Genomic DNA, 22275 nt, shown 5'->3' on the forward strand with positions numbered 1-22275 from the left:
GCACATCATGGATTTCGACGTCGACGCATCGGTGACGGCGCTGCGCGCCCAGGTACGCGCGTTCCTCGCCGAGGAGCTCCCGCCCGAGCTGGAGGAGCGGGTCTATCGCAGCGGCGTGTCGCACGACGCCACGTTCATGCGGCGGTTGGCCGAGCGCGGCTGGATCGCTCCCGGCTGGGAGCGCGCCGACGGCCGTCCTGGGCTCGGCCCGTATGAGGCGCATGCCCTCGTCGACGAGCTGACGAAGGCCGAGGCGCCGATCTACGCCATCGGTACCACGGAGATGGTGGCGAACGTGATCCGCCGGGTCGGTTCCGAGGGGCTCAAGGCCGAGATCCTGCCGCGGTTTCTGCGCGGCGAGGTGACGATCGCCCTGGGTATGACGGAGCCGGACGCCGGGTCGGACGTGGCCGCGGTGCGCACCAGGGCGCGTCGGGACGGCGATCGCTGGTTCGTGAACGGGCAGAAGATGTTCACGACCAACGGGCACATCACCGACTACATCTTCCTGCTCACCCGGAGCCGTCCGGACGGTCCGAAGCATGCCGGTCTCACGATGTTCCTGGTCCGGCTCGATCAGCCGGGCATCGAGGTACAGGCTGTCTACACGCTGTCCGGCGAGCGGACGAACATCATCTATCTCAGCGACGTGGTGGTCGAGGACCGGTGGCGGATCGGTGAGGTCGACGGTGGTTGGCGGGCGCTGATGATCGCCCTTCAGGACGAACACTCGGTGCCGTTCAGCCCGCATCTGGCCCGCCTGCTCGAGGCGGTGGAGGAGTGGGCGCACGAGCGGGGCCGGATCGACGAGCCTGACGTGGGGGAGCGGCTCACCCGCTGGGCGACGGCGCTCGAGGTCGCTCAGCTCCTGGAGCTGCGGACCACGTGGATGGTCGCGAATGGCCAGGTGCCGGTGGCGGAGGGCCCGATGTCGAAGCTGTTCAGCACCGAGTCCATGGTGGGCGCGGCCGAGGACCTGACCGAGCTGGTCGGCCCGGACGCCCTGCGCGGCCGGCTCGACCCGACCGCGGCGGTCGGCGGCCGGATCGAACACGCGTTGCGGTTCTCCCTCGGTACCACGATCTACGCCGGGACCAGCGAGATCCAACGCAACATCATCGCCCAGCAGGGCTGCGGCCTGCCCCGCAGCTAGCGCGCATCGGCATCGCGAAGGGTGGGGCCAGGGCGCGCCGAGTCTTCACGGCCACCCTGTACAAGTCCGCCAGGTGATCGGATCCGGGCACGTTTTCGTTCAGAAGGTTCGCCGCGGGCACTACGAACTGCCGCCCGATTTCACCGGCGAGGTGATCGTCGCGACGGTACGATTCCGCGCGGGGTGAGCGGCGGGGGTGGGCATGCGGGAGCGGCTGGAGGCGTGGCTGCGGGCCCGGACGGAGCTCTCGGCGGTGCGGCGTCGGCCGCCGACCGAACGGGGGTCTGGCGACGTATCGCGGGAATCAGGGCCGTCGAACCCGCGGGACGATCGCGGGACGAACTCTCCGCCGGAAGTCGTCGCGCTGCGGGACGCGCTGCGGACGGGTGATCCCGCGCTGCTCGACGCGGCGATCGAACTCCACGCCTCCGCCCTGACGGCGCTTCCCGCCGGCCACCCGAATCGTTCGCTCGTTCTGACCAACTTCGGGGTCGCGCTGCGGGCTCGGTTCGAGTCGCGGGGGGAACTCGGCGATCTGGACGAGGCGATCGTGATGCTGACCCGGGCGGCGGCCGCGCTGCCCGACGACGCCGCCCAACGAGCGGTGGTCTTCGCCGGTCTCGCCGGCGCGCTCTACGTCCGCTTCGGGCAGCTCGGCGAGATTCCCGACATAGACGGCGCCATCGACGCCGACCGGGCCGCGGCGGCCGCGGTTCCCGTTGCGGATCCCGACCGTCCCTCGTATCTGAACAACCTCGGCAACGCCCTGCGGGCGCGGTTCCTCCGACTGGCCGAATCCGCTGATCTTGACGGTGCGATCGACGCCTATCGCGCCGCTTTGGCGGCCGCCCCCCTCGACCATGTCGATCGCGCGGACTACCTGTCCAACCTCGGCGGGGTCCTGCGGGCTCGCTTCGAGCGGGTGGGGGAGCCGGCCGACCTGGACGAGGCGGTTGAGCGTGGCCGCGAACTCGTAGCGGTCCTCGGCGCTGGTCACCCCGGCCGGCCCCGCGCCCTTTCCGCCCTGGGCAATGTCCTGCGATCCCGGTTCGAACACGCGGGCGGGCTGGCTGACATCGACGGCGCGGTCGACGCGTACCGCCAGGCGACCGTCCTCGCCGCGTCCGGGGACTCGGGGCGCGCTGGCCTGCTGTCGACGCTCGGCGTCCTCCTGCGCCTGCGTTTCGAGCGGCTCGGGGACGTCGCGGACGTGGACGAGGCGGTCGAGGTCACCCGGCGGGCCGCCGCCCTGACAGGGGAGCAGGACGACGACGCGGCGGGTGTGCTGACCGCACTGGGTAACGCCCTGTCCGCCCGGTCCCGGCGGTCGCGGAACGCGAGCGACCTCGACGAGGCGGTCGACGCCCACCGGCGGGCCGTGCGCAGCGCCTCCGCTGACCACCCCGACCGGGCCGCCGCGCTCACCAACCTCGCCAACGTCCTGCGTGCCCGGTCCGAGCGGACGGGATCACCGGCCGATCTCGACAGTGCCCTCGAGCTCCTGCGTGACGCGGTCATGTCGACCGCCGTCGGCCATCCCAACCGGCCCACCGTCCTGTCGAGCCTGAGCGCCGCGCTGCTGGCCCGGTTCGCGCGGACCGACCGGATCGCCGACCTTGACGAGGGGGTCGAAGTCGCGCGGCGCGCGCTGGACGGCCTCGCCGACGGCCACGCCGACCGCGCCGCGAGCCTGCGCGCTCTGTGTGAGGCCCTGCGCGCGCGCTTCCGCCGGCTCGGATCCAGCGCCGACATCGAAGCCGCGGTCGACGCCGGTCGCCAGGCGGTGGCCGCGGCCGGGGCTGACGATCCCGTGCGCACAGAGGCATCGATCACTCTGGGTGCCGCCTTGCGCGACCGCTACCTGCGGTTCGGGGACGTCGGGGACATCGAGGAGGCGATCGACGCGTTCCGCTCGGCGCTGGCCGCCGTTCCGGCCGGTCACCCTGCTCATACCGCCGGCCTGGCGAGCCTGGGCCTGGTCTTGCTGGACCGCTCCGCCGCCGGCGGAGGGCTGGCCGACCTGGCCGAGGCCGTCGAGGTGTCGCGTCGCGCGGTGGAGGCCACCCCGGACGACGATCCCGATCTTCCCGGGTACCTGTCCAACCTCGGCCTGGCGCTGCACGGACGCTTCGACCGGCTCGGGAAGCTCGCCGATCTGGATGAGGCGGTCAAGGTTGTCCGGCGCGCGGTGGAGACCTCGCCGCCCGGCAGCCCCGATCGCGCCAGCCTGCTGATCACTCTCGCCGCCGCCACTCACGACCGGTTCGAACGGGTGGGGGATCTCGCTGACCTGCGCCAGGCGGTTGAGGCAGCTCGTCAGGCGCTGGAGGCGATGCCCGCGGACCATTCCGACCGCCCCGCCGCTCTGTCGTTGCTCGCCTTCGCCTTGCGGGGCAGGTTCGAACGCGTCGGGGAACGCAGCGACCTGGAAGAGGCGATCAAGCTTCATCGTCAGGCGCTGCACACCCTTCCGGCCGACCACGCCGACCGCGCGGCGTATCTCGCCGTCCTCAGCACCGACCTGCGGCTGCGGTCCCAACGCGTCGGTGACCTGGCCGACCTGGACGAGGCGATCGAGCTCGCCAGGCGTGCGGTGGAGGCCGTCCCGCCCCACCATCCCGACCTTCCCGCCTACCTTTCGCCCCTCAGCAACGCCCTGCGCTTTCGTTTCGTCCAGGTCGGGGAGCTGTCGGACGTCGACGAGGCCGTCGAGGTCGCCCGGCGCGCCGTGGAGGCGGTCGCGCCCGACCATCCCGGCCGTGCCTCGTACCTGTCGAACCTGGGTGCCGCCCTGCAGGATCGTTTCGACCGGGTCGGGAACCGTGCGGACCTCGACGAGGCGGTCACCGTCGCGCGTGCGGCCGTGGAGGTCATCCCCGTCGGCCATGCTCGACGCTCACTGAGCCTGTCGAACCTCGGAATCGCCCTGCGGAACCGGTACGAACAGGTAGGCGACGCAGACGACCTGGCCGACCTGGACGAGGCGATCGAGATCAGCCGGCGGGCGCTCGCGGAATGCCCCGCCGACCATCCCGACCTCGGCGACTTCCTGTCCACCCTTGGCAACAGCCTGTTGATGCGCTTCCGGCGGACCGGGTCGCCGTCCGACCTCGACGACACGATCGAGGTGCGCCGCCGAGCGGCGGAGACGACTCCCGCCGACCATCCCCACCGCGCCGGCACCCTGGCCAACCTCGGCGGCGCGCTACGGGCCCGCTTCGACCTGACCGGCCGGCAAGTCGACGCCACCGAGGCCGTGGCCGCCGGCCAGGAGGGGGCGCGGGTGACGGTGGCGCCCCCGCGTGTCCGCGCCGACGCCGCCCGGGTCTGGGCCGGGGCGGCCTACGCCGCCCGGGACTGGGATGAGGCCGTCGCCGGTTTCACCCAGGCGATCGAACTGCTTGGTCTCATCGCGCCGCGAGCCCTGAGCCGCCGCGATCAGGAGGGCCTGCTCGCGGAGTTCGGCTCGCTGGGCGCCGACGCGGCGGCCTGCTGCGTCCGGGCGGGCCAGCTGGATCGGGCTCTCGAGCTGTTCGAGCAGGGGCGGGGGGTCCTACTGGGGCAGGCGCTGGACACGCGCACCGACCTCGCCGACCTCGCCTCGCTCGACCCCCGGCTGGCCGATCGGTTCACCGACCTGTGCGCGCGACTCGATCATCTCGGCGGGCCGGCGGCGCGCGCGGCCGCGGCCGAACCGCTCCCGCCGGCACCGCCGCGGCCGTCCCAGCCGCTGCCGCGGGTACCCGCTTCGCCGGCCGTTTCGAGGACCTCGGTCCCCGGAAGCGATCCGGAGGTGGGTCGCCATGAGCGTGAGGACCGGCGCCGGGCCAGCGCGGACCTCGACGAGACCATCGCGCTGATCCGCCGGCTACCCGGACTCGAGGACTTCCTACGCCCACCGCGGGTCGCCGACCTGCGAGCCGCCGCCGCGCGCGGCCCGATCATCGTGGTGGTCGTCTCCCATCTTGGGTCGTACGCGCTCGTCGTCACACCGGACGAGCCGCTCGGCGCGGTCACGCTGCCCGAACTCACCCCCCAGGCCGTCTCCGAGCGGACGATCAACTTCCTGACCGTCCTGTCGAACGGCGCTCTGTCCGACGCTTCGAAGGACCTGAACGTCACGCTCCGCTGGCTGTGGGACGCCCTCGCCAGTTCCGTGCTCGATCGGCTTGGCCTCACCGGCTCACCAGGTTCACCCGCCTCCGAGGCCGCTCGTTCCGGTTCCGCCGGTTCCGCTGGTTCCGCCAGCCAGGCTGGTCGACCGACCGAGCCGCGGCCGGTGTGGCCGCGGCTGTGGTGGTGCCTCTCCGGAGCGCTGTCCTTTCTCCCGGTTCATGCCGCCGGCTACCACAGCACCCGGCACGACCCGAATCCGAACACAGTGCTGGACCGGGCGATCAGCTCGACCATTCCGACGATCCGCGCGCTGATTCATGCCCGGCGTCCTGCGCGCGGCCCCGCCCCCGCACCGGGCGACGGTCGGATCATCGCGGTCGGAATGCCCCGGACCCCGAGCGCCAGCGACCTGCCCGGCACCAGGCTGGAGGTACAAAACCTGAGCAGACTCTTCCCGGGACGAGTCCACCCGCTTGTGGGCCCGGAGGCCACCCGGGACGCGGTGCTCGCGGCGCTGCCGACCGGGCGGTGGGCGCACTTCGCCTGCCACGGCCAGGCCGACCTGCTCGAACCATCCGCCAGCAGGCTGCTCCTCGCCGATCACCTGGACCGGCCGCTGACCGTCCTGGACGTCGCGCGGCTGCGTCTCGACGGCACCGAGTTCGCCTTCCTGTCCGCCTGCGAGACGAGCCTTCCCGGCACGCGGCTCATCGACGAGGCGATCCACCTCGCCGCGGCGTTCCAGCTCGCCGGCTACCGGCAGGTGATCGCTACCCTCTGGGCGATCAATGACTCGGGCGCGGTGGCGCTCGCCGAGGACGTCTACGCCACCCTGGCCGAGGTGGAGAAAAAGGACGCCGCCCGAGAGCCTGCGGCCGGGCGCACCGCGTCCGCCCTGCATGACGCCGTCCGCCGCATGCGCGAGCCCCGGCCGGACCAACCCGCGCTGTGGGCCTCCCACATTCATGTTGGCGCCTGACGGCGGCGACGTTCCCATGGCGGTGCGGGTACCTCTGCTCCCGAGCCGCTGGCCATCACCGCCAACGGGGACGCCCTGAGAACGGTGGACGGGGAGCTTTTTCTCAGACGTCGGTGGCGGGTTGGTGGGCGTCGACGGTGACCTGGGCATCGAAGATCGCGTGACGTACCGCGATCACCCCGGGGACGGCGCGGACGAGGTGGTCGACCTCGGGACGTGGCCATCCGGCGACGGCTGTCAGGTTGACCTCGCCGTTTTCGACACGAACCTCGGCCCTGCTGGCGACGCCCCAGTCGACGAGGACCTGGCGAACGTCGGCTTCGATGTCGGAGTCCGGGCGGACCAGCGGCCTGAGCAGATCGCTGCGGCTGACCAGCCCGACCAGACGGTCGCCGTCGTCGAGGACCGGGACCCGGGTGACGTGGGCGGCCAGCATGATCTCGGCAACGTCGGCGATGTCGGTGCCGACACGGGCCGCGATGACCGGCGTCGTCATGAGGTCGGCGGCGGTCCGCGGCGGCCGACCTCCGGCAGGCAGGTCGCGCCGGGCATGCCGGCGCGGGTCCGGTGCGCTGGCCTCGACAGCGATCAGGTCGGCTTCCGTGATGATGCCGACAAGCCGCCCGCCTGCGTCGACGACCGGCAACGAACCGAAGCCATGCCGGACGAGCCGCTCGGCTACCTCCTTGACCGGCGTCTCTGGTGTCACCACGGCCACCGCCGGCGTCATGATCTCCTCGACACGCATGGCCCCTCCGTAAGTTGTTAGGCGCTGGCCGACGGGTTGGAAGTCAGCCGCGGCGGCCGGGATGGGTGACGAGGGTCAGCGCGTCTCGACGGGCTTCGCACCGATCAGAACCGCCCACCATGGCCGGCGGCCGCTGTCGGCCCGGTCCGTGCCGGGCTGGCGCCCGGTGCGATATCCACGGGGCAGGTGACCAATGGCTCGCGGTATGTGCTTGGGGCCGCGAGCCCCAGGGCTCGGCCTGTTCTGGCGTGTTGCACCTGGGTTCCGGGCAGACCGGGAAACGGCGGAGGCTGTCGCCCGGGAGGTGCGGATCTTCGTGGCCCCGCCGCGCATGCTGACCCAGCCGCCGGGGCCCATCTGGATCCGGGCTCGAGGACCGCCGCGCAGGCTGTCGAGGTGGTCGAACAGGTGGACGGCGATCACAGTTCCCGCCGCGGCGAGCTCGCCGACGACGAGCACCTTGGTCAGGTCGATCTGCGCCAGCAGACGGCCGGTCCGCCCGTTCTGTCCGAACCGGACAACCGCCTTCTGATTGTCCGTGTTGCCGACCGGGCCGTGGGGCGGCGCACCGTGGACGTGCGTGTCGTCGAGCAAGGGCCGCTGGCCTGGCCCGGCCGGCGTAGTGTTTCTCTCGACGGTCCCGCGGTGCTGGTCCTGGGTGTGGCTGGCCCTGTCGCTGCATGCCCACTCTGTCGCGATGACGTTCGCATTGCGGCGCATAACAGGCCTCCCTGGGCCGACGCCATTCTCTGTATCTCCATTGCCGCGCGTCTCCATTCTTGGCGGAACGGCGATGGGATGAACTGCCCAAGTCGTCCCGCGGGACCGGGACCAATGGGGAAGGAGACTCGGCTGGAAGGGTGGGTGGCCCGCCCAGGTGCACCGCGCCACCCGGCCGGTCGGCCCATGCGGACCTGCCCAAGGCACCGTCACGGACCCACCGGATGGCGTGATCTCACCGGTCGGCCGCGGTGGAACAGTCAGGGAGGTCGATCACCGGCCAACTCGGCTTCCGACCGATCTCCCAGATCGGTGCCGATCGGCGGGTGGACCGATACAGCGGGCACGGCGACGTGCCGCACCGGACGTGGAGCGTGAGGCATGAGCAGCTCGGTACACATTCTTGTCGGAGTCGACGGCTCTCCCGGGTCGGAGGCCGCGCTGCGGTGGGCGTTTCGAGAGGCGGCGATGTGGTCGGCCGCGACGGAGGGTGCCGGCCGGGGTGCGGCCCCGACGGTGACCGCTCTGTTGGCCTGGACCGCGGACGGGCTGCCGACGGGCGTGCTGCGCGCCGCGACCCAGGGCGATCATGATGGGCTGACCAAGGCGGCCACCGAGATGCTGGAGCGCACGATCAGGCGGGTCGGCGAGCCGCCGGCGTCGGTCACGCTGCGGCGCACCGTCGTCCTGGACGAGCCGGTCGCGGCTCTCACGGCGGCTGCCGCGGACGCTGACGTGGTCGTCATCGGGGAACGCGGCCACGGGCCGATCCACCGGATGACCGCCGGCTCCGTCAGCCAGGGGGTCGTCCACCACGTGCCCGGGCCTGTCGTCGTCGTCCGCCCGCCCAAGGACGACGAGACGCCCCGGACCGACGACCGCCGGCCGGTCGTCGTCGGCGTCGACGGGTCGGACCCGTCGTTGACCGCACTGCGCTGGGCGGCGCACGCCGCGGCGGTCCGCAAGGTGCCGCTGCGGGTGGTCCACGCCTGGGGCGGCTACGACCCGATGTACGCCGAGGTGCTCGTCGGGGCGCAGGGACTGCTGGTCAAGCAGGCAGACGACGTCCTCGCGCAGGCTGTCAAGCTCGGCCTGGACGACGCACCCCGCCTGACCGTCGAGTCGGTCGTCTCGCCCGACTCGGCGATACGTGCCCTGCTGCGCGAGGCCCGCGAGGCGCAGCTCCTCGTCGTCGGCAACCGGGGACACGGCGGTTTCGCCCGGCTGCTGCTCGGCTCGGTCAGCCACCAGTGCGTCCTGCACGCGCACAGCGACGTCGCCGTCGTGCGCTCCGACCCCGCCGCCGTTGCGGGGGACGTCCCGGCGGGAAGTGGCGCTGCCGGTCTACCCGCCTAGGGTCGAAGCCCCCGGACGTCGTCCCCGCTGGGATCCTGCCAGCCGATCGCTCTCCATCGACCGGGGCAACCGAGGCCGCGCAGGCGGCGCTGACCTCCTGGGCCGTCATGGCTGGCTGCCCACGCCACAGCAGGTCGGCTCGCCCGTCAGACCCAGACGTGAGGCGCCTCCCGCGCAGACCGCCGCGGGAGGCGCCTTGCCGTGTCTCCGGCCGCCTGGCTCCGCGGCGCGTGCGGCCTGTCCACAGCACGGTCGGCCTGTACGGCCAGGGCGCGCCCGTCCGGCGGCTCGCTCGAGCTTCTCCGACAGTCCCACGGCGGATGGGCCGATCGGCCCACCGACGGCACGCCCCGACAGGTCGAAACGACCGCCCGCGTGGCCCGCGCAGCCCCTGATCCGGGCGCCGCGGACGCACGACTCTAAGAGCCACACAACCAGGGAGGCGAAAGCACATGACAACCACCAACGAAACCGCCGCCAAGGCCGAGACGCGGTCCGGTCCGGTCGTCCCGTCGCCGTTCTCGACAATTTTCCGGCAGCGCGCTGGCGTCCGTGGCCTGGCCCTGGATATCGTGCTCGCGCTGACCAGGGTCAGCCTTGGATGGGTATTCCTGTGGGCGTTCCTTGACAAGCTGTTCGGTCTCGGCCACGAGACCGCTTCGAAGGCGGCCTGGATTCACGGTGGCAGTCCCACCGAGGGATTCCTGGCCCACGGTGCCGTCGGGCCGTTCACGTCGTTCTACCACCACATCGCCGGCGCGGCCTGGGCCGACTACCTCTTCATGATCGGCCTGGTGGCCATCGGCACCGCACTCATCCTCGGTGTCGGGATGCGCTTCGCGGCCGGTGCCGGCGTGGTCCTGCTCGTCATGATGTGGTCGGTCGTCCTGCCGCCCGAGAACAACGTCTTCATGGACGACCACCTGATCTACGCGCTCACCCTGATCCTGCTGGCCGCCCTGAACGCCGGCCAGTCGTTCGGCCTCGGCGGTGCCTGGGCGCGCACCGCGATCGTCCGCGGCCGCCCCTACCTGGTCTGAACATCCAGTCGGTCGATGAGTGGACCGGCACCGGACATCGTGAACCCATACGGTCAGCCCGGCATCCAGCGGTCGGGGCGCGTCACAGGACGCGCCCCGACCGCTTCGCGCACCCCACGACGGGGATCGCCCGACGTGCGTATCTGCTGTTCCCTGCTCGCTGAGCAGTTCGGCACCCCGGACTCCCTGACGGCCGCGGACGGCGAGGTGCAGGAAAGTCCGAGGGGCAGGAAGGCCCGAAACGCATCGCCGGGTCTTCGCTCTCCCGCGCGAATCGAACGTGCCAGTAGCCGGGCGGTTGCCCGCACACGGTGGCGCGTCAGCGCGGATGCGCCCTTCGAGCCAGTCCGAAGGTCCTGAAGCGGGTACGCGGTGGGCACATGGTGGCGATCTGGTGCCGGTGGTTCGCTGGAATCATGGTCGAGAAGAGCGGGGCGACCGCCACGCCGCTGCTGCGCGCCGAAGGTGTACGAAAGATCTATCGGACCGGCGCCGTCGAGGTGGAGGCGCTGCGCGGCCTCGACCTGGAGGTCGAGGCCGGCGAACTCGTCGCGGTCATGGGCCCGTCGGGTTCCGGGAAGACGACGCTGCTCAACTGCCTGTCGGGGCTGGACGACATCGACGGTGGCCGGGTGATACTCGGTGGCGTCGACCTGTTCGCGATGCCGGACGCCAAACGCACCGAGCATCGGGCCCGCACGATGGGTTTCGTCTTCCAGGCCTTCAATCTCATCCCGGTGTTCACCGCGGTCGAGAACGTGGAGCTTCCGCTGCTGCTCGTCGGCGTCGCACCGGCGCAGGCCCGCAGGCGAGCCGCGGACATGTTGGAGCGGGTCGGGTTGGGCGCGCGCGGCGCGCACCGGCCGAACGAGCTGTCCGGCGGCGAGCAACAGCGGGTGACGATCGCCCGGGCCCTGGTGGCCCGCCCGGCGATCGTCTGGGCGGACGAGCCGACGGGGAACCTGGACAGCGAGATGGCGGCGCAGGTCATGGACCTGCTGCGGACGCTCAACCGGGACGAGGGCCAGACGATCATCCTGGTGACCCACGACCCGGGGATCGGCGCCGCTGCCGGCCGGCTGGTCCGGATGCGCGACGGCGCGCTGATCAGCGACGAACGCCGCGTGCCCGCGGGTGTGCCAGCGTCCCCGGTGCCGCCCACCCCTTCCACTGCTGCCCCGGCGTCGGCGTCTTCGGCGCCCGAGGCGCCGGATGCACTCACATCGGTCGTCTGAGCGCGGCTTGGGGATGAGACGATCATGTATCCGGAACTGACCGGCCCGCTGCTGGTCCTGCTGGTCGCGGCCGCGGTCGCGCTGATCACGGTGGGGGTCATCCGCCCGTTCCTGCGCAGGCTCGCGCTGCGCCAGGTGTCGCGCCGGCCGCTGGAGGCGGTGCTCGTCATCGCCGGCTCGCTGCTCGGTACGGCGATCATCGTCGGCAGCTTCGCGGTCGGTGACACGATCGACCACTCGGTGCGGACCACGGCGTTCCGCACGCTGGGGCCGGTCGACGAGGAGGTCTACTCCGACGACCTGGCGCGCGGCGACGAGGCGGCGCGGCGTCTGGCGGCGCTGCGCGCCGACCCGGACGTCGACGGGCTGCTCACCGTGGTCATGGACAAGTCGGCGGTCAGCCGCGGCGACGGCGCGGCGCGCGTCGCCGAGCCGCAGGCGCAGGTCCTCGAGACCGACTTCGCCGCCGCCGCGGACTTCGGCGGCCGGGGCGCCGACGGCCGGGACGGCAGCCACCTGTCCGGCGCGGGTCCGGCGCCCGGCTCCGCCGTCGTCAACGCCGACCTGGCCGACTCCCTGGGCCTGCGGCCGGGCGACACCCTCACCGCCTATCTGTACGGCCGGCCGACGGCGCTGCGGGTCGAGCGGGTGGTGCCGGCCCGGGGGCTGGCCTCGCTGGGGTTCGCCAACGTCAACCGCGACCTGTTCGTCGCCCCCGGCACGCTCGCGGCCGCCGCGGCCCAGGCGGGCGGTGACAGCACCCCCTCGACGATCACGCTCGTGTCCAACCGGGGCGGCGTCGAGTCGGGCAGCGCGCTCACCGACGTCGTCGAGAAGAAGATCCGCGCCGCGCTCGGCGGGCTGACGACGTCCGGCGCGCAGGTGACGACGCCGAAGAAGGACGCGCTCGCGACCGCCGAGGACGTCGCCGGCCAGCTTGGCTCGTTGTTCCTGTTCATCGGCAGCTTCAGCATCATCGCCGGCGTCCTGCTGCTGGTGAACGTGTTCGTGATGCTCACCGACGAGCGGCGTGGCCAGCTGGGGATGCTGCGCGCGATGGGGATGCGCCGACGGCGGTTGATCAGCGCCTTCCTGCTGGAGGGCAGCGTCTACGGCGTCGTGGCGGCGGCGCTCGGCGTGGCCGCCGGCATCGGGGTCGGCTGGGCGGTGGTGCTGGTCGCGGCGCGGATCTTCGCGGCCTTCCAGGACGGCGGCAACGCGCTGGAGCTGACCTTCGCCGTCACCCCGACCAGCCTGTTCAACGGCTTCGCCGTGGGCTTCCTGATCGCGTTCGCCACGATCGCGGCGACCAGCGCGCGGGTCAGCCGCCTCAACATCATCGCCGCGATCCGGGATCTGCCAGACGGGGCGGGCCGCAGGCCGCGTCGGTCGCTGCTCGTCGGTTCGATGCTGCTCGCGGTGCTGTGCGCGGCCGCCGCGGTCCCGGCGGTCGCCAGCAGCGAAGGTGTGACGACCTACCTGTTCCCCGCACTGGCCGTGCTGTTCGCCGTGCCGCTGGCGCGCCGGTTCGCCGGCACCCGGGCGGTCGCGACCGTCGCGTCGGCGCTGGTGCTGGCCTGGGGGCTGCTCGCGAACGTCGCGCGCCCGGACGTGTATGACAACGGCTCGACCGCCACCTACGTCGTTCTCGGCGTCATGGTCACGGGGGCGGCGGTGGTGCTGCTGTCGGTGAACCAGGACATCGTGCTGCGCCCGCTGCGCCTGCTCACCTCGCGGGCGGGGGAGACGGGCCTGGCCGCCCGGCTCGCGGTGACCTACCCGACGTCGCGGAAGTTCCGTACCGGCGCGACGCTGCTCATGTACTCCCTGATCATCTTCACCCTTGTGATCATCACCGAGATCGGCGCCATCATCGGCGCCGGCACCGACCAGGCGGTCGTCGAGGCGTCCGCCGGCTACGCGATCCGGGCGGACATGGCCCCGTCGACGCCGATCGGCGACCCGATGCGCGCGCTGCGCTCGGGTGACCTGGCCTCCCAGATCACCGAGGTGACCCCGCTGACGATCGGCCGGGGCACCTCGGACGACCCCACCGGGCGTACGGACACCCCGTTGCCGGTCGTGCTGATCGGGCTGCCCGTGGCCGCCGCTACCAGCCATCCGCTCGCCCTCGACGCGTGGCTGCCATCCCTGGGCGCCGACGAGGCGGCGGCATGGCGCAGGATCGTCGCCGACCCCCGCTACGTCGTGCTCGACCCGTACTTCAACAGCACCACCGGCCCGAACACCGACCAGGTCAAGCCGGGCGCCACCATCACCCTGACCGACCCGGCGACCGGCCGGGACGAGAAGAAGATCATCGCGGCGAAGGTCAAGAACGCCCTGCCCTACTACTCCTTCCCGGGACAGCCGCCGGCCTATCCCGTGTTCGCGGGCGCGGACACCGTACGGGCGATCTACGGCGACCGCGCGCAGGACACCAGCCTGCTCATCCGCGCCGCACCCGGGGTGAGCGACGAGAGGCTCGCCGCCACCCTGCAGGGCCGGTTCCTGGCCAACGGGCTGATCGCCAACCGGATCGAGCGCGACGTCCGGCGCACCTTCGCCGCCAACGTGAGCTTCTTCCGCCTCATGCAGGGCTACCTCGCGCTGGGCCTGCTCGTCGGCATCATCGGCCTGGGCGTCGTCATGGTGCGCGCCGTGCGCGAGCGGCGCCGCACGATCGGCATCCTGCGGGCGCTGGGAGTGCGTTCCCGGACGGTCACGGCGGCCTTCCTCGGTGAGAGCGCGTTCGTCGCGGTCGAGGGGATCGTGCTGGGCGCCGGACTGTCCCTGCTCACCTCGTGGCTGATGTACACCAACAGCCCGGCCTTCGGCGGCCTCGACGTCGGATTCCCGATCGACTGGCTGACCATCGGCCCGACCGTCGGCGCGACCCTCGTCGCGTCGCTGCTGGCCAGCGCCGGCCCGGCACGCCGCGCGGCCGCCATCCGCCCCGCCGTCGCCGTCCGCGTCGCCGACTGACAGGGCCAGTCATGTCAACCAGGAGAGGTGGGGCACGATGCGCGCACTGATCGTCTTCGAGTCGATGTTCGGTAACACCAGGGAGATCGCCGAGGCGGTCGCCGCCGGCCTCGCGGAGCGGATGGACACCGAGCTGGTGGAGGTCGGCGCCGCACCCGCCGCCCTGACCGGCGATGTCGACCTGCTGGTCGTCGGCGGCCCCACCCACGCGTTCGGTATGAGCCGGCCGAGTAGCCGACAGGACGCGGCTCGCCAGCTGGCCGACGCCACCAAGGGCGATCCCACCGCGGCCGGCGTGATCTCGACGGGTGTGGGGATCCGGGAGTGGCTGGCCGGCCTGGACCTGGCTCGGCCGGCGCCGGCCGCGGCGGTCTTCGACACACGGATGGGCTCGCGGCTCGCGGGCTCCGCCGCGGCGAAGGCGGCGCGGCTGCTGCGCCGACGCGGCGCGAACGTCGTCGGCCGCCGCAGCTTCTACGTCACCGGCACCCAGGGGCCCCTGCGCGACGGTGAGCGTGACCAGGCCCGCCAGTGGGCGGCGGCCCTCGCCGCGGACCAGGCGGCGGGTGGTGCGGCGGCGGGAGAGACTGCCGGGGTGCCCGATGGCGCGAGGGAGTGAGACCGTGATGAGCCAGAACGGACCGATGAGCCAGAACGGACCATGGATCGCCTGGTTCAAGGAGCTGTCCGTCCACGACGTCGGCCTGGCCGGCGGCAAGGGTGCGAACCTGGGCGAGCTGACCCAGGCCGGCTTCCCTGTCCCGTCCGGCTTCGTCGTCACGTCCGCGGCCTACCTGCGAGCGCTCGCCGAGGGCGGCCTCGCCACGGAGCTCGCCCGGCGGGCGGCCGAGGTGGACCCCGACGACACGGCCGGACTGGCCGCCGAGGCCGCCGATCTGCGGGCGCGCGTACGCGCCGTGCCGGTGCCGGGCGACATCCGTCGGGCCGTCCTGGGCGCCTACCACGAACTCGGCGGCGGTGGCGGCCGGCCGATGCTCGTCGCCGTGCGTTCGTCGGCGACGGCCGAGGACACCGCCGGTACCTCGTTCGCCGGGATGAACCAGACGTTCACCGACGTCCGCGGCGACGACGAGCTGATCGAGCGCGTCCGCGACTGCTGGGCCTCGCTCTACGGCGAGCGGGTCCTGGCCTACCGCGCCGGCCAGGAGAAGGCCGGGCCAGGGTCGGACGCCGCGGAGCCCGCGCTCGCGGTCGTGGTGCAACGGATGGTGAACTCGGAGCGGTCTGGCGTGATGTTCTCCGCCGACCCGGCGAGCGGGGACACCAGCCGGGTGGTGATCGAGGCGGCGTTCGGCCTCGGCGAGGTCGTCGTCGGCGGGCAGGTCGTGCCCGACACCTACATATTGACCAAGGACGGCGGCGCGGGCGGGCCGGCGCTGCTGGACGCGCGGGTCGGGCGGCAGAGCCACCAGATCGTGCGCGGGCCGGACGGCCATGACACCCGGGTCGAGCTGACCGAGACCGAGGGCTCGCGCCGGGTTCTTTCCGGCGAGGAGGCCGTCGAGCTCGCCCGCCTGGCCGTCCGGGTCGAACGGCACTACGGCGCGCCGCAGGACATGGAATGGGCCGTCGAGACAGGCCAGACCTACCTCGTGCAGTCCAGGCCGATCACCGCCATGGGAACGCGGGAGGCCGACGGCGCCGCGGCGGCCGACCAACCAGGTGGCGCCCCCTGGGAACCGCGTGCCGCGGTGGCGCCTGGCGGCACGCGTCCCGGCGATGCCAGCGGTGGCAGTGGTAGCGACGGTGCTGGCGGAGCGCCGCTGCTGACCGGGCTCGCCGGCTCGCCCGGGCGGGCGAGCGGGCGGGTACGTATCCTGCGCTCCCCGGAAGACGAGGACCAGTTCCGTGACGGCGAGGTGCTCGTCGCCGAGATGACCTCGCCCGACTGGGTGCCGGTGATGCGCCGGGCCGCGGCGATCGTCACCGACAGCGGCGGCATGACCTGCCACGCGGCGATCGTCGCCCGCGAGATGGGCGTGCCCTGCGTGGTCGGCGCCCGGGTCGCGACGTCGACGCTGTCCGCGGGGCAGATGGTCACCGTCGACGGCGCGCGCGGCGAGGTGCATGCCGGCGAGCTCGTCGCTCCGGCCGCCGCGGGTGCCGTCGCCGTCGCGGCGGAGAGGCCCACGGCTGCGGCGGCGCAGCCGGCTCTGGCGGTCGAGACGACCGCGACGAGGCTCTACGTGAACCTGGCGGTCGCCGAGCGCGCCGAACAGGTCGCGGCGCTGCCCGTCGACGGCGTCGGCCTGCTGCGTGCCGAGTTCATGATCGCGGATGCGCTCGGCGGCCAACACCCCCGCCACCTGCTCGCCTCCGGTGGGCGGGCCGAGTTCGTCGAACGGATGTCGGCCTCGCTGCTGCGGATCGTCCGCGCCTTCGCGCCGCGGCCGGTGATCTACCGGGCGACCGACTTCCGGACGAACGAGTTCCGCGGCCTGCGCGGCGGAGAGCGGTATGAGCCGGTCGAGGCGAACCCGATGATCGGCTACCGCGGCTGCTACCGCTACATCCGCGACCCCGAGGTGTTCGCGCTGGAGCTGGAGGTGCTCGCCAAGGTCCGGGAGGCCTCGCCGAACCTGCACCTGATGATCCCGTTCGTGCGCACCCGCTGGGAGCTGGCAGCCTGCCTGGAGGCCGTGGATCGCAGCCCCCTGGGCGATCACCGCCGTGACCTGCACCGGTGGGTGATGGCCGAGGTCCCGTCGGTCGCCTACTGGATCCCCGAGTACGCAAAGCTCGGCATCGACGGCGTCTCGATCGGCTCGAACGACCTGACACAGCTCATGCTGGGTGTCGACCGCGACTCCGAGACCTGCGCCGAGCTGTTCGACGAGTCCGACCTGGCGGTGCTCGACGCGATCGGGCGGATCATCACCTCCTGCCGGGAAGCCGGCATCACGTCGTCACTGTGCGGGCAGGCGCCGTCGACCCATCCCGAGTTCGCCGAGCGGCTCGTGCGTCTTGGCATCACGTCGATCTCGGTCAACCCGGACGCCGTGGACACCGTCCGGCACACCGTTGCCGCCGCCGAGCGCCGCCTGGTGCTCGATGCGGCCCTGGGGCACACCATGGGACCAGGCCCGGCGACGAGGGCGGCAGCAAGCCCAGGACGTCCTGCGTGAATCCTGCGCGGGGCCACGTCGGCCGGCGATGTGATGCCTGGCCTCACTCATCGATTCCCCTGCCGCCGCGCGCCGCGCCGGCGGTGCGATGAATCCCGGTCCGGTGCCGCCAGGCGCCACTGACCGGATCACCGCCGGTCCTGATCCCGTCGCGGTGACCGATCCGCGGGAACCACTCGCGCTGCTGTTGCGTGACCTGCGTGCCGGGCGGGGCGGCCTGTCCGAGCGGGAGGCGGCGCGGCGACTGGTCAGCGCCGGGCCGAACGAGCTGTCCCGGCGGCGCGGGCGCACCTGGCCGCGGGAGATCGCCCGCCAGCTGATCCATCCGCTGGCGCTGCTGCTGTGGCTCCCCGCGGGCCTCGCCGCGGTGTCCGGCTCGGCGGCGCTGGCCGTCGCGATCGTCGTCGTCGTGCTGCTCAACGCCGCCGTCGCGTTCGTCCAGGAACAGCACGCGGAGAAGGCGGTCGAGGCGCTCGCCGCCTTCCTGCCGCCGCTGGCGACCGTGCTGCGCGACGACGCCGAGCGCCGGGTGCCGGTGCGGGAGATCGTGCCCGGGGACGTGCTGGTGATCGGCGAGGGCGACCGGGTGGCGGCCGACGCGCGGCTGCTCGACGGCTACGTCGAGGTCGACATGTCGATGCTGACCGGCGAGTCGGTGCCGGTCGCCCGGTCGGCGACCGAGGCGCCGGACACCGGGCCGCTGCTCGCCGCGGAGGACCTCGTCTTCTCCGGCACCTCCTGCACGGCGGGGTCCGCGCGGGTGCTGGTCGTCGCGACCGGGATGAACACCGAGATCGGCCGGCTCGCCGCGTTGTCGGAGCGGGTCCAGCGCGATGAGAGCCCGCTGGAGCGCCAGGTTCGCCGGGTCGCCTGGCTGATCGCGGCGGTCGCGGTCGGGGTCGGCGTCGCGTTCCTGCCGATCGGGCTGGCCGCCGGGCTGCCGTTCGGTGAGGCGCTCACCTTCGCGATCGGCCTGCTCGTCGCGAACGTGCCCGAGGGCCTGCTGCCGACGATCACCCTGGCGCTCGCGGTCGGCGTGCGGGTGCTGGCCCGGCGTGGCGCGGTCGTGCGCCGGCTTTCCGCGGTCGAGACCCTTGGTTCCACCACTGTCATCTGCACGGACAAGACCGGCACCCTCACCGAGAACCGGATGCGTCCCGTCCGGCTGTGGACCACCGCGGGAGACCTGCCCGTCGACGGCGTGAACTGGGCGGCGTCGGCTGACGGCGGGTCGTCGGTGGACCGTTCGTCGCGGGTGCTGGCGGCGCTTGGGGCGGCGTTGGCGAGTTGCTCGGACGCGCAGCTCGCCGGCGACACGTACCAGACCGGCGGGCAGGTCCCGTCCGGGCGGCCTGGCCCGGACGACGCGCCACCCGGGCCGCCCAGGCAGGGCACCGAGCTCAGCAAGCGCGACGACGAGAGCGAGGACCGCGGGGACGAGGACCGCGGGGACCCCACCGAGATCGGGCTGCTGCGGGCGGCCGCCTGGCTGGGGGCGGACACGGGGCGCGCCGTGCGGCTCGCGCGGCGGTGCCTTCAGGCGCCGTTCGACCCGAGGCTGCGCCGGATGACCACGGTCGACGAGACCGCGCCGGGCCGGTTCGCCGCGTTCGTCAAGGGCGCTCCGGAGGCAGTGCTCGAGCGTTGCGAGACACTCGCGACCCCGGACGGCGGTGCCCGACCGCTCGCCGCGGCCGACCGAGACCAGGTCGCGGCGCTGCTCGCCGCTCTGGCGGCGGACGGGTTGCGGGTGCTCGCGATCGCCGACCGGGAGCTGCCCGCCCTGCCCGCCACGGGGCCCGACCATCGCGAATGGCGCGACGGCGTGGAGAGCGGGCTGCGGCTGCTTGGGGTCGTCGCGCTCGCCGACCCGCCGCGGGCGGGCGTCGCCGACGCGGTCGCGGCCTGCCACCGGGCGGGCATCCGGATCAACGTCGTCACCGGCGACCACGGGCTGACCGCCGCGGCCGTCGCCCGCCAGGTCGGTATCGGCGGGCAAGGTACCGCCGGGCTGAGAATCGTCGCTGCCGAAGAGCTCGACACCCTGCCCGAGAGCGAGCTCGACGAGCTGCTGCGCGATGACCGGGAACTGGTCTTCGCCCGCAGTTCCCCGGAGACCAAGCTGCGGATCGCCGACGCGCTGCGCGACCTCGGGCAGGTGGTCGCCATGACCGGCGACGGCGTGAACGACGCCCCTGCCCTGCGCCGCGCCGACATCGGCATCGCGATGGGCCGCTCCGGCACCGACGTCGCCCGCGAGGCATCCACTATGGTGCTGACCGACGACGACTTCGCCACCATCGTCGCCGCGATCCGGGCCGGCCGGCAGGTCTACGACAACGTCCGCAAGTTCGTGCTGTACATCTTCGCCCACGCCGTGCCGGAGGTCGTCCCGTTCCTGGTGTTCGCGCTGTCCGGCGGCGCGGTGCCGCTGCCACTGACGGTCCTGCAGATCCTCATGATCGACCTGGGCACGGAGACGCTGCCGGCGCTCGCGCTCGGCCGCGAGCCCGCCGAGCCCGGACTGATGTCCCGGCCACCCAGGCCGCGCCGCGAAGGTGTCATCCGCCCGGCGATGCTGCTGCGCGCCTGGGGAATCCTCGGCGTGCTGTCGGCCGTCCTGGTCCTGGCCGCGTTCTTCGTCGTTCTGGGCCGCGGGGGCTGGCACCCCGGCGACCCGGTGGGCGCCGGGGACCCGTTGCACCACATCTACCTCGAGGCGACGACGATGAGCTTCCTCGCGATCGTCGCCTGCCAGATCGGCACCGCGCTGGCCGCCCGCACCGAGCATGCGGCGCTACGTGAGGTCGGCCTGTTCAGCAACCGGCTCCTGCTCTACGGCATCGCCTTCGAGATCGCGTTCGCCGCCGCCGTCGTCTACCTGCCGTTCCTGCACCCCGTGCTCGATACCGTCGCCGTCAGCCCGTCGAACCTGATCTTCCTGCTGCCCATGCCCATCATCGTCTGGGGTGCTGACGAGCTCTGGCGAGCCGCCCGCCGCCGACGTGCCCAGCGACAGCCCGTCACTCACTGAACGAGCCGCCACCATCCGGCGGCGGGCAGGTGCAAAGACGTGGTCCGCTCGGGAGTCCGGCATGCATTGCGGCGTGTTGACTTCAGCTGGCGAGACGCAGAAGCGCGTCCATCGGGCCAGGTGATCGGTGTGCTGGTGGTCGAGTCGCTGTCTGGACGAACCGCTGTCTGGACGAATCGCTACCCGTGGCCTCGGATGATGGCGGTGGGGCAGGAGACACGGGCCAGGCACTGATGGGCGGTGCTGCCCAGCGACAGAGCTGGGAACCCGCCGGCGCCGCGTGCGCCGAGAACCAGCAACTGGGCGTCCCCGGCGGCCTCGAGCAGGAGCGTTGCCGCGGCCCCGCCGGCCACCGACATCGGCTCGACGGGAGGTGCGCCAGGCATGGTCCGAACGCCGGCCACGACGCGGCGGACCGAGTCGACCGGGTCGAGTACCGCATGGGTCCGTGCCGCGGCGACCGGCGCCCACCCGCCCCCGCGCCCGCCGCGGCCGGTCGCGGCCACCGCTCCAACGGGCGCCCAGGGAAGGGCCGACGTCCGATTGATCACGGGAATCGTCATCGGTACCCGGCTCTGTGCCGGCGCAGTGCCCCGGACGGCCGCGACGTGCAGGACACGCAGCGGCACCCTCCGGAGGGCGGCTTCGCCGGCCGCCCAGCGGGCCGCGATCGCGGAGGCGCGCGAGCCGTCGACACCGACGAGAACCGGCTTCCCTGCCCGGTGTCGCGAGCGCGCCGTACCGGCGTCTGGCGGGACGACCACAAGCGGAATTGGAGCCTCGTGGGCGCATGCGTCGCCGACTGGGCCGGCCAACGCCCACCGCGTGGCAGCCCGCGGCTCGGCGCCTATGACCAGCAGTCCGGCGTCGAACGATTCCTGGAGAAGCGCGTGCGCGGCGGTGCTGTAGACCGTGCGTTCGTCAACGGGGACCTGAGCGCCGCTCAGCCGCAGGCGGTCGCCACCGGTACTGGCATACCGAGCGGCGGCGACCAGCCGCCGTAGCACCTTGTCGGCGGCCGCGGCCAGGTCCTCGAGCCCGGGCGAGGTGGCGATCGCGTCGACCTCGGCCGGGCGACTGTCGTCCGCCCATGCCAGTACGGCCCGCACCCGGACTCCCCGCCGGGACGCGTCGTCGAGTGCCCACGCGAGCGCCGCGGCGGACCCGGGAGAAGCGTCGACCCCGACGACGATCTCGGTGCGCATGGCGATCTCTCTTTCCGCGACGGTTCCGCCGGTATTCGCGAGGGAATGAGGAGAGCCAGGGCACGTTCGGTGACGCTTTCTGGCGCGTGCTCGGCATGCTGGCGGGAGAGCCGGTGAGGCCGGCTCGGTGCCGGTGGCGGCTCACGTCCCGGCGTCGAAAACCACGACGTCGTCGCGGTGGCAACCCTCGAGACCTCCTCCTGTGCTGGTATGACGGTCTCGCGGCGGCGGCTGCCCCATCAGAGGCTGGGCGTGCCCCCGCGCTGGGTCGTTCGGCCTGTCGCTTGGGGTCCACCCATGGGCCGAGTGGCACGGGTCGACGTTTCCCGAGTGGACCGGGCGGCTACAACGTTAGGCCCGGTCATCTTTCCGGAAGCTGTCTGCCCAATTATTCTGCAGATCATGAAAAATGTGCGGGTGTTCCTCCTCGACGACTACGAGATTGTATGGCGTGGTATCTCGTAAAAGACCGTGAAGAACCACTTCTCCGCAATTCTGGCGAAGCTCGGACTGGCCAGCCGTACCCAGGCGGCCGTCTTCGCCACCAACGCCAGGACC

12 protein-coding genes and 1 pseudogene are annotated in these 22275 nt (G+C 72.7%); 10 read left to right on the forward strand and 3 right to left on the reverse strand.

Annotated features, from left to right (window positions below; all coding sequences use genetic code 11):
• Nucleotides 1-7: 7 nt before the first annotated feature.
• Nucleotides 8-1153 (forward strand): acyl-CoA dehydrogenase family protein, encoded by a 1146-nt coding sequence (locus FRCN3DRAFT_RS0214820; protein WP_007507141.1) that lies wholly within the window; start codon nucleotides 8-10, stop codon nucleotides 1151-1153.
• A gap of 202 nt (nucleotides 1154-1355) precedes the next feature.
• Nucleotides 1356-6248 carry a CHAT domain-containing tetratricopeptide repeat protein gene (locus FRCN3DRAFT_RS44550; protein WP_007507139.1) on the forward strand — a complete coding sequence of 1631 codons (4893 nt, stop codon included), beginning with the start codon at nucleotides 1356-1358 and terminating at the stop codon, nucleotides 6246-6248.
• 103 nt (nucleotides 6249-6351) lie between these two features.
• Here FRCN3DRAFT_RS44550 and FRCN3DRAFT_RS44555 read toward each other — a convergent pair whose 3' ends face one another.
• Both FRCN3DRAFT_RS44555 and FRCN3DRAFT_RS0214835 read right to left on the reverse strand, forming a co-directional pair.
• Nucleotides 6352-6996 (reverse strand): CBS domain-containing protein, encoded by a 645-nt coding sequence (locus FRCN3DRAFT_RS44555; RefSeq protein ID WP_007507137.1) that lies wholly within the window; start codon nucleotides 6994-6996, stop codon nucleotides 6352-6354.
• Nucleotides 6997-7071: 75 nt separating this feature from the next.
• The gene (locus FRCN3DRAFT_RS0214835) at nucleotides 7072-7716 is read right to left on the reverse strand and encodes a hypothetical protein (RefSeq protein ID WP_007507135.1); all 645 of its coding nucleotides are present in this window, start codon (nucleotides 7714-7716) and stop codon (nucleotides 7072-7074) included.
• 381 nt (nucleotides 7717-8097) lie between these two features.
• Here FRCN3DRAFT_RS0214835 and FRCN3DRAFT_RS0214840 point away from each other — a divergent pair, with 381 nt between their 5' ends.
• The 7 genes from FRCN3DRAFT_RS0214840 to FRCN3DRAFT_RS0214870 all read left to right on the forward strand — a co-directional run bounded on the left by FRCN3DRAFT_RS0214840 (nucleotide 8098) and on the right by FRCN3DRAFT_RS0214870 (nucleotide 20512).
• Nucleotides 8098-9072 carry a universal stress protein gene (locus tag FRCN3DRAFT_RS0214840; RefSeq protein ID WP_007507133.1) on the forward strand — a complete coding sequence of 325 codons (975 nt, stop codon included), beginning with the start codon at nucleotides 8098-8100 and terminating at the stop codon, nucleotides 9070-9072.
• A gap of 452 nt (nucleotides 9073-9524) precedes the next feature.
• Complete coding sequence (locus FRCN3DRAFT_RS0214845) at nucleotides 9525-10112, forward strand: DoxX family membrane protein (protein WP_007507131.1); 588 nt, start codon at nucleotides 9525-9527, stop codon at nucleotides 10110-10112.
• Between the two features lie 416 nt (nucleotides 10113-10528).
• Nucleotides 10529-11347, forward strand: a complete 819-nt coding sequence (locus FRCN3DRAFT_RS44560; RefSeq protein WP_106410452.1) for an ABC transporter ATP-binding protein — start codon at nucleotides 10529-10531, stop codon at nucleotides 11345-11347.
• 24 nt (nucleotides 11348-11371) lie between these two features.
• Nucleotides 11372-14332, forward strand: coding sequence for an ABC transporter permease (locus FRCN3DRAFT_RS0214855; RefSeq protein ID WP_007507128.1), 2961 nt, complete (start codon nucleotides 11372-11374; stop codon nucleotides 14330-14332).
• A gap of 37 nt (nucleotides 14333-14369) precedes the next feature.
• The gene (locus FRCN3DRAFT_RS44565) at nucleotides 14370-14951 is read left to right on the forward strand and encodes a flavodoxin family protein (RefSeq protein ID WP_007507126.1); all 582 of its coding nucleotides are present in this window, start codon (nucleotides 14370-14372) and stop codon (nucleotides 14949-14951) included.
• A gap of 7 nt (nucleotides 14952-14958) precedes the next feature.
• On the forward strand, nucleotides 14959-17478 hold the full coding sequence (gene ppsA, locus FRCN3DRAFT_RS0214865) for a phosphoenolpyruvate synthase (protein ID WP_007507124.1): 2520 nt from the start codon (nucleotides 14959-14961) through the stop codon (nucleotides 17476-17478).
• A 154-nt stretch (nucleotides 17479-17632) separates the two neighbouring features.
• Nucleotides 17633-20512 (forward strand): cation-translocating P-type ATPase, encoded by a 2880-nt coding sequence (locus FRCN3DRAFT_RS0214870; RefSeq protein ID WP_198535974.1) that lies wholly within the window; start codon nucleotides 17633-17635, stop codon nucleotides 20510-20512.
• Nucleotides 20513-20691: 179 nt separating this feature from the next.
• Here FRCN3DRAFT_RS0214870 and FRCN3DRAFT_RS0214875 read toward each other — a convergent pair whose 3' ends face one another.
• On the reverse strand, nucleotides 20692-21717 hold the full coding sequence (locus FRCN3DRAFT_RS0214875; protein WP_007507120.1) for a universal stress protein: 1026 nt from the start codon (nucleotides 21715-21717) through the stop codon (nucleotides 20692-20694).
• A 465-nt stretch (nucleotides 21718-22182) separates the two neighbouring features.
• Here FRCN3DRAFT_RS0214875 and FRCN3DRAFT_RS58155 point away from each other — a divergent pair.
• A pseudogene (locus FRCN3DRAFT_RS58155) lies at nucleotides 22183-22272 on the forward strand (LuxR C-terminal-related transcriptional regulator); the annotation flags it as partial.
• Between the last annotated feature and the right edge of the window lie 3 nt (nucleotides 22273-22275).

Source organism: Pseudofrankia saprophytica, from assembly GCF_000235425.2.
GTDB classification, from domain to species: Bacteria; Actinomycetota; Actinomycetes; order Frankiales; family Frankiaceae; genus Pseudofrankia; species Pseudofrankia saprophytica.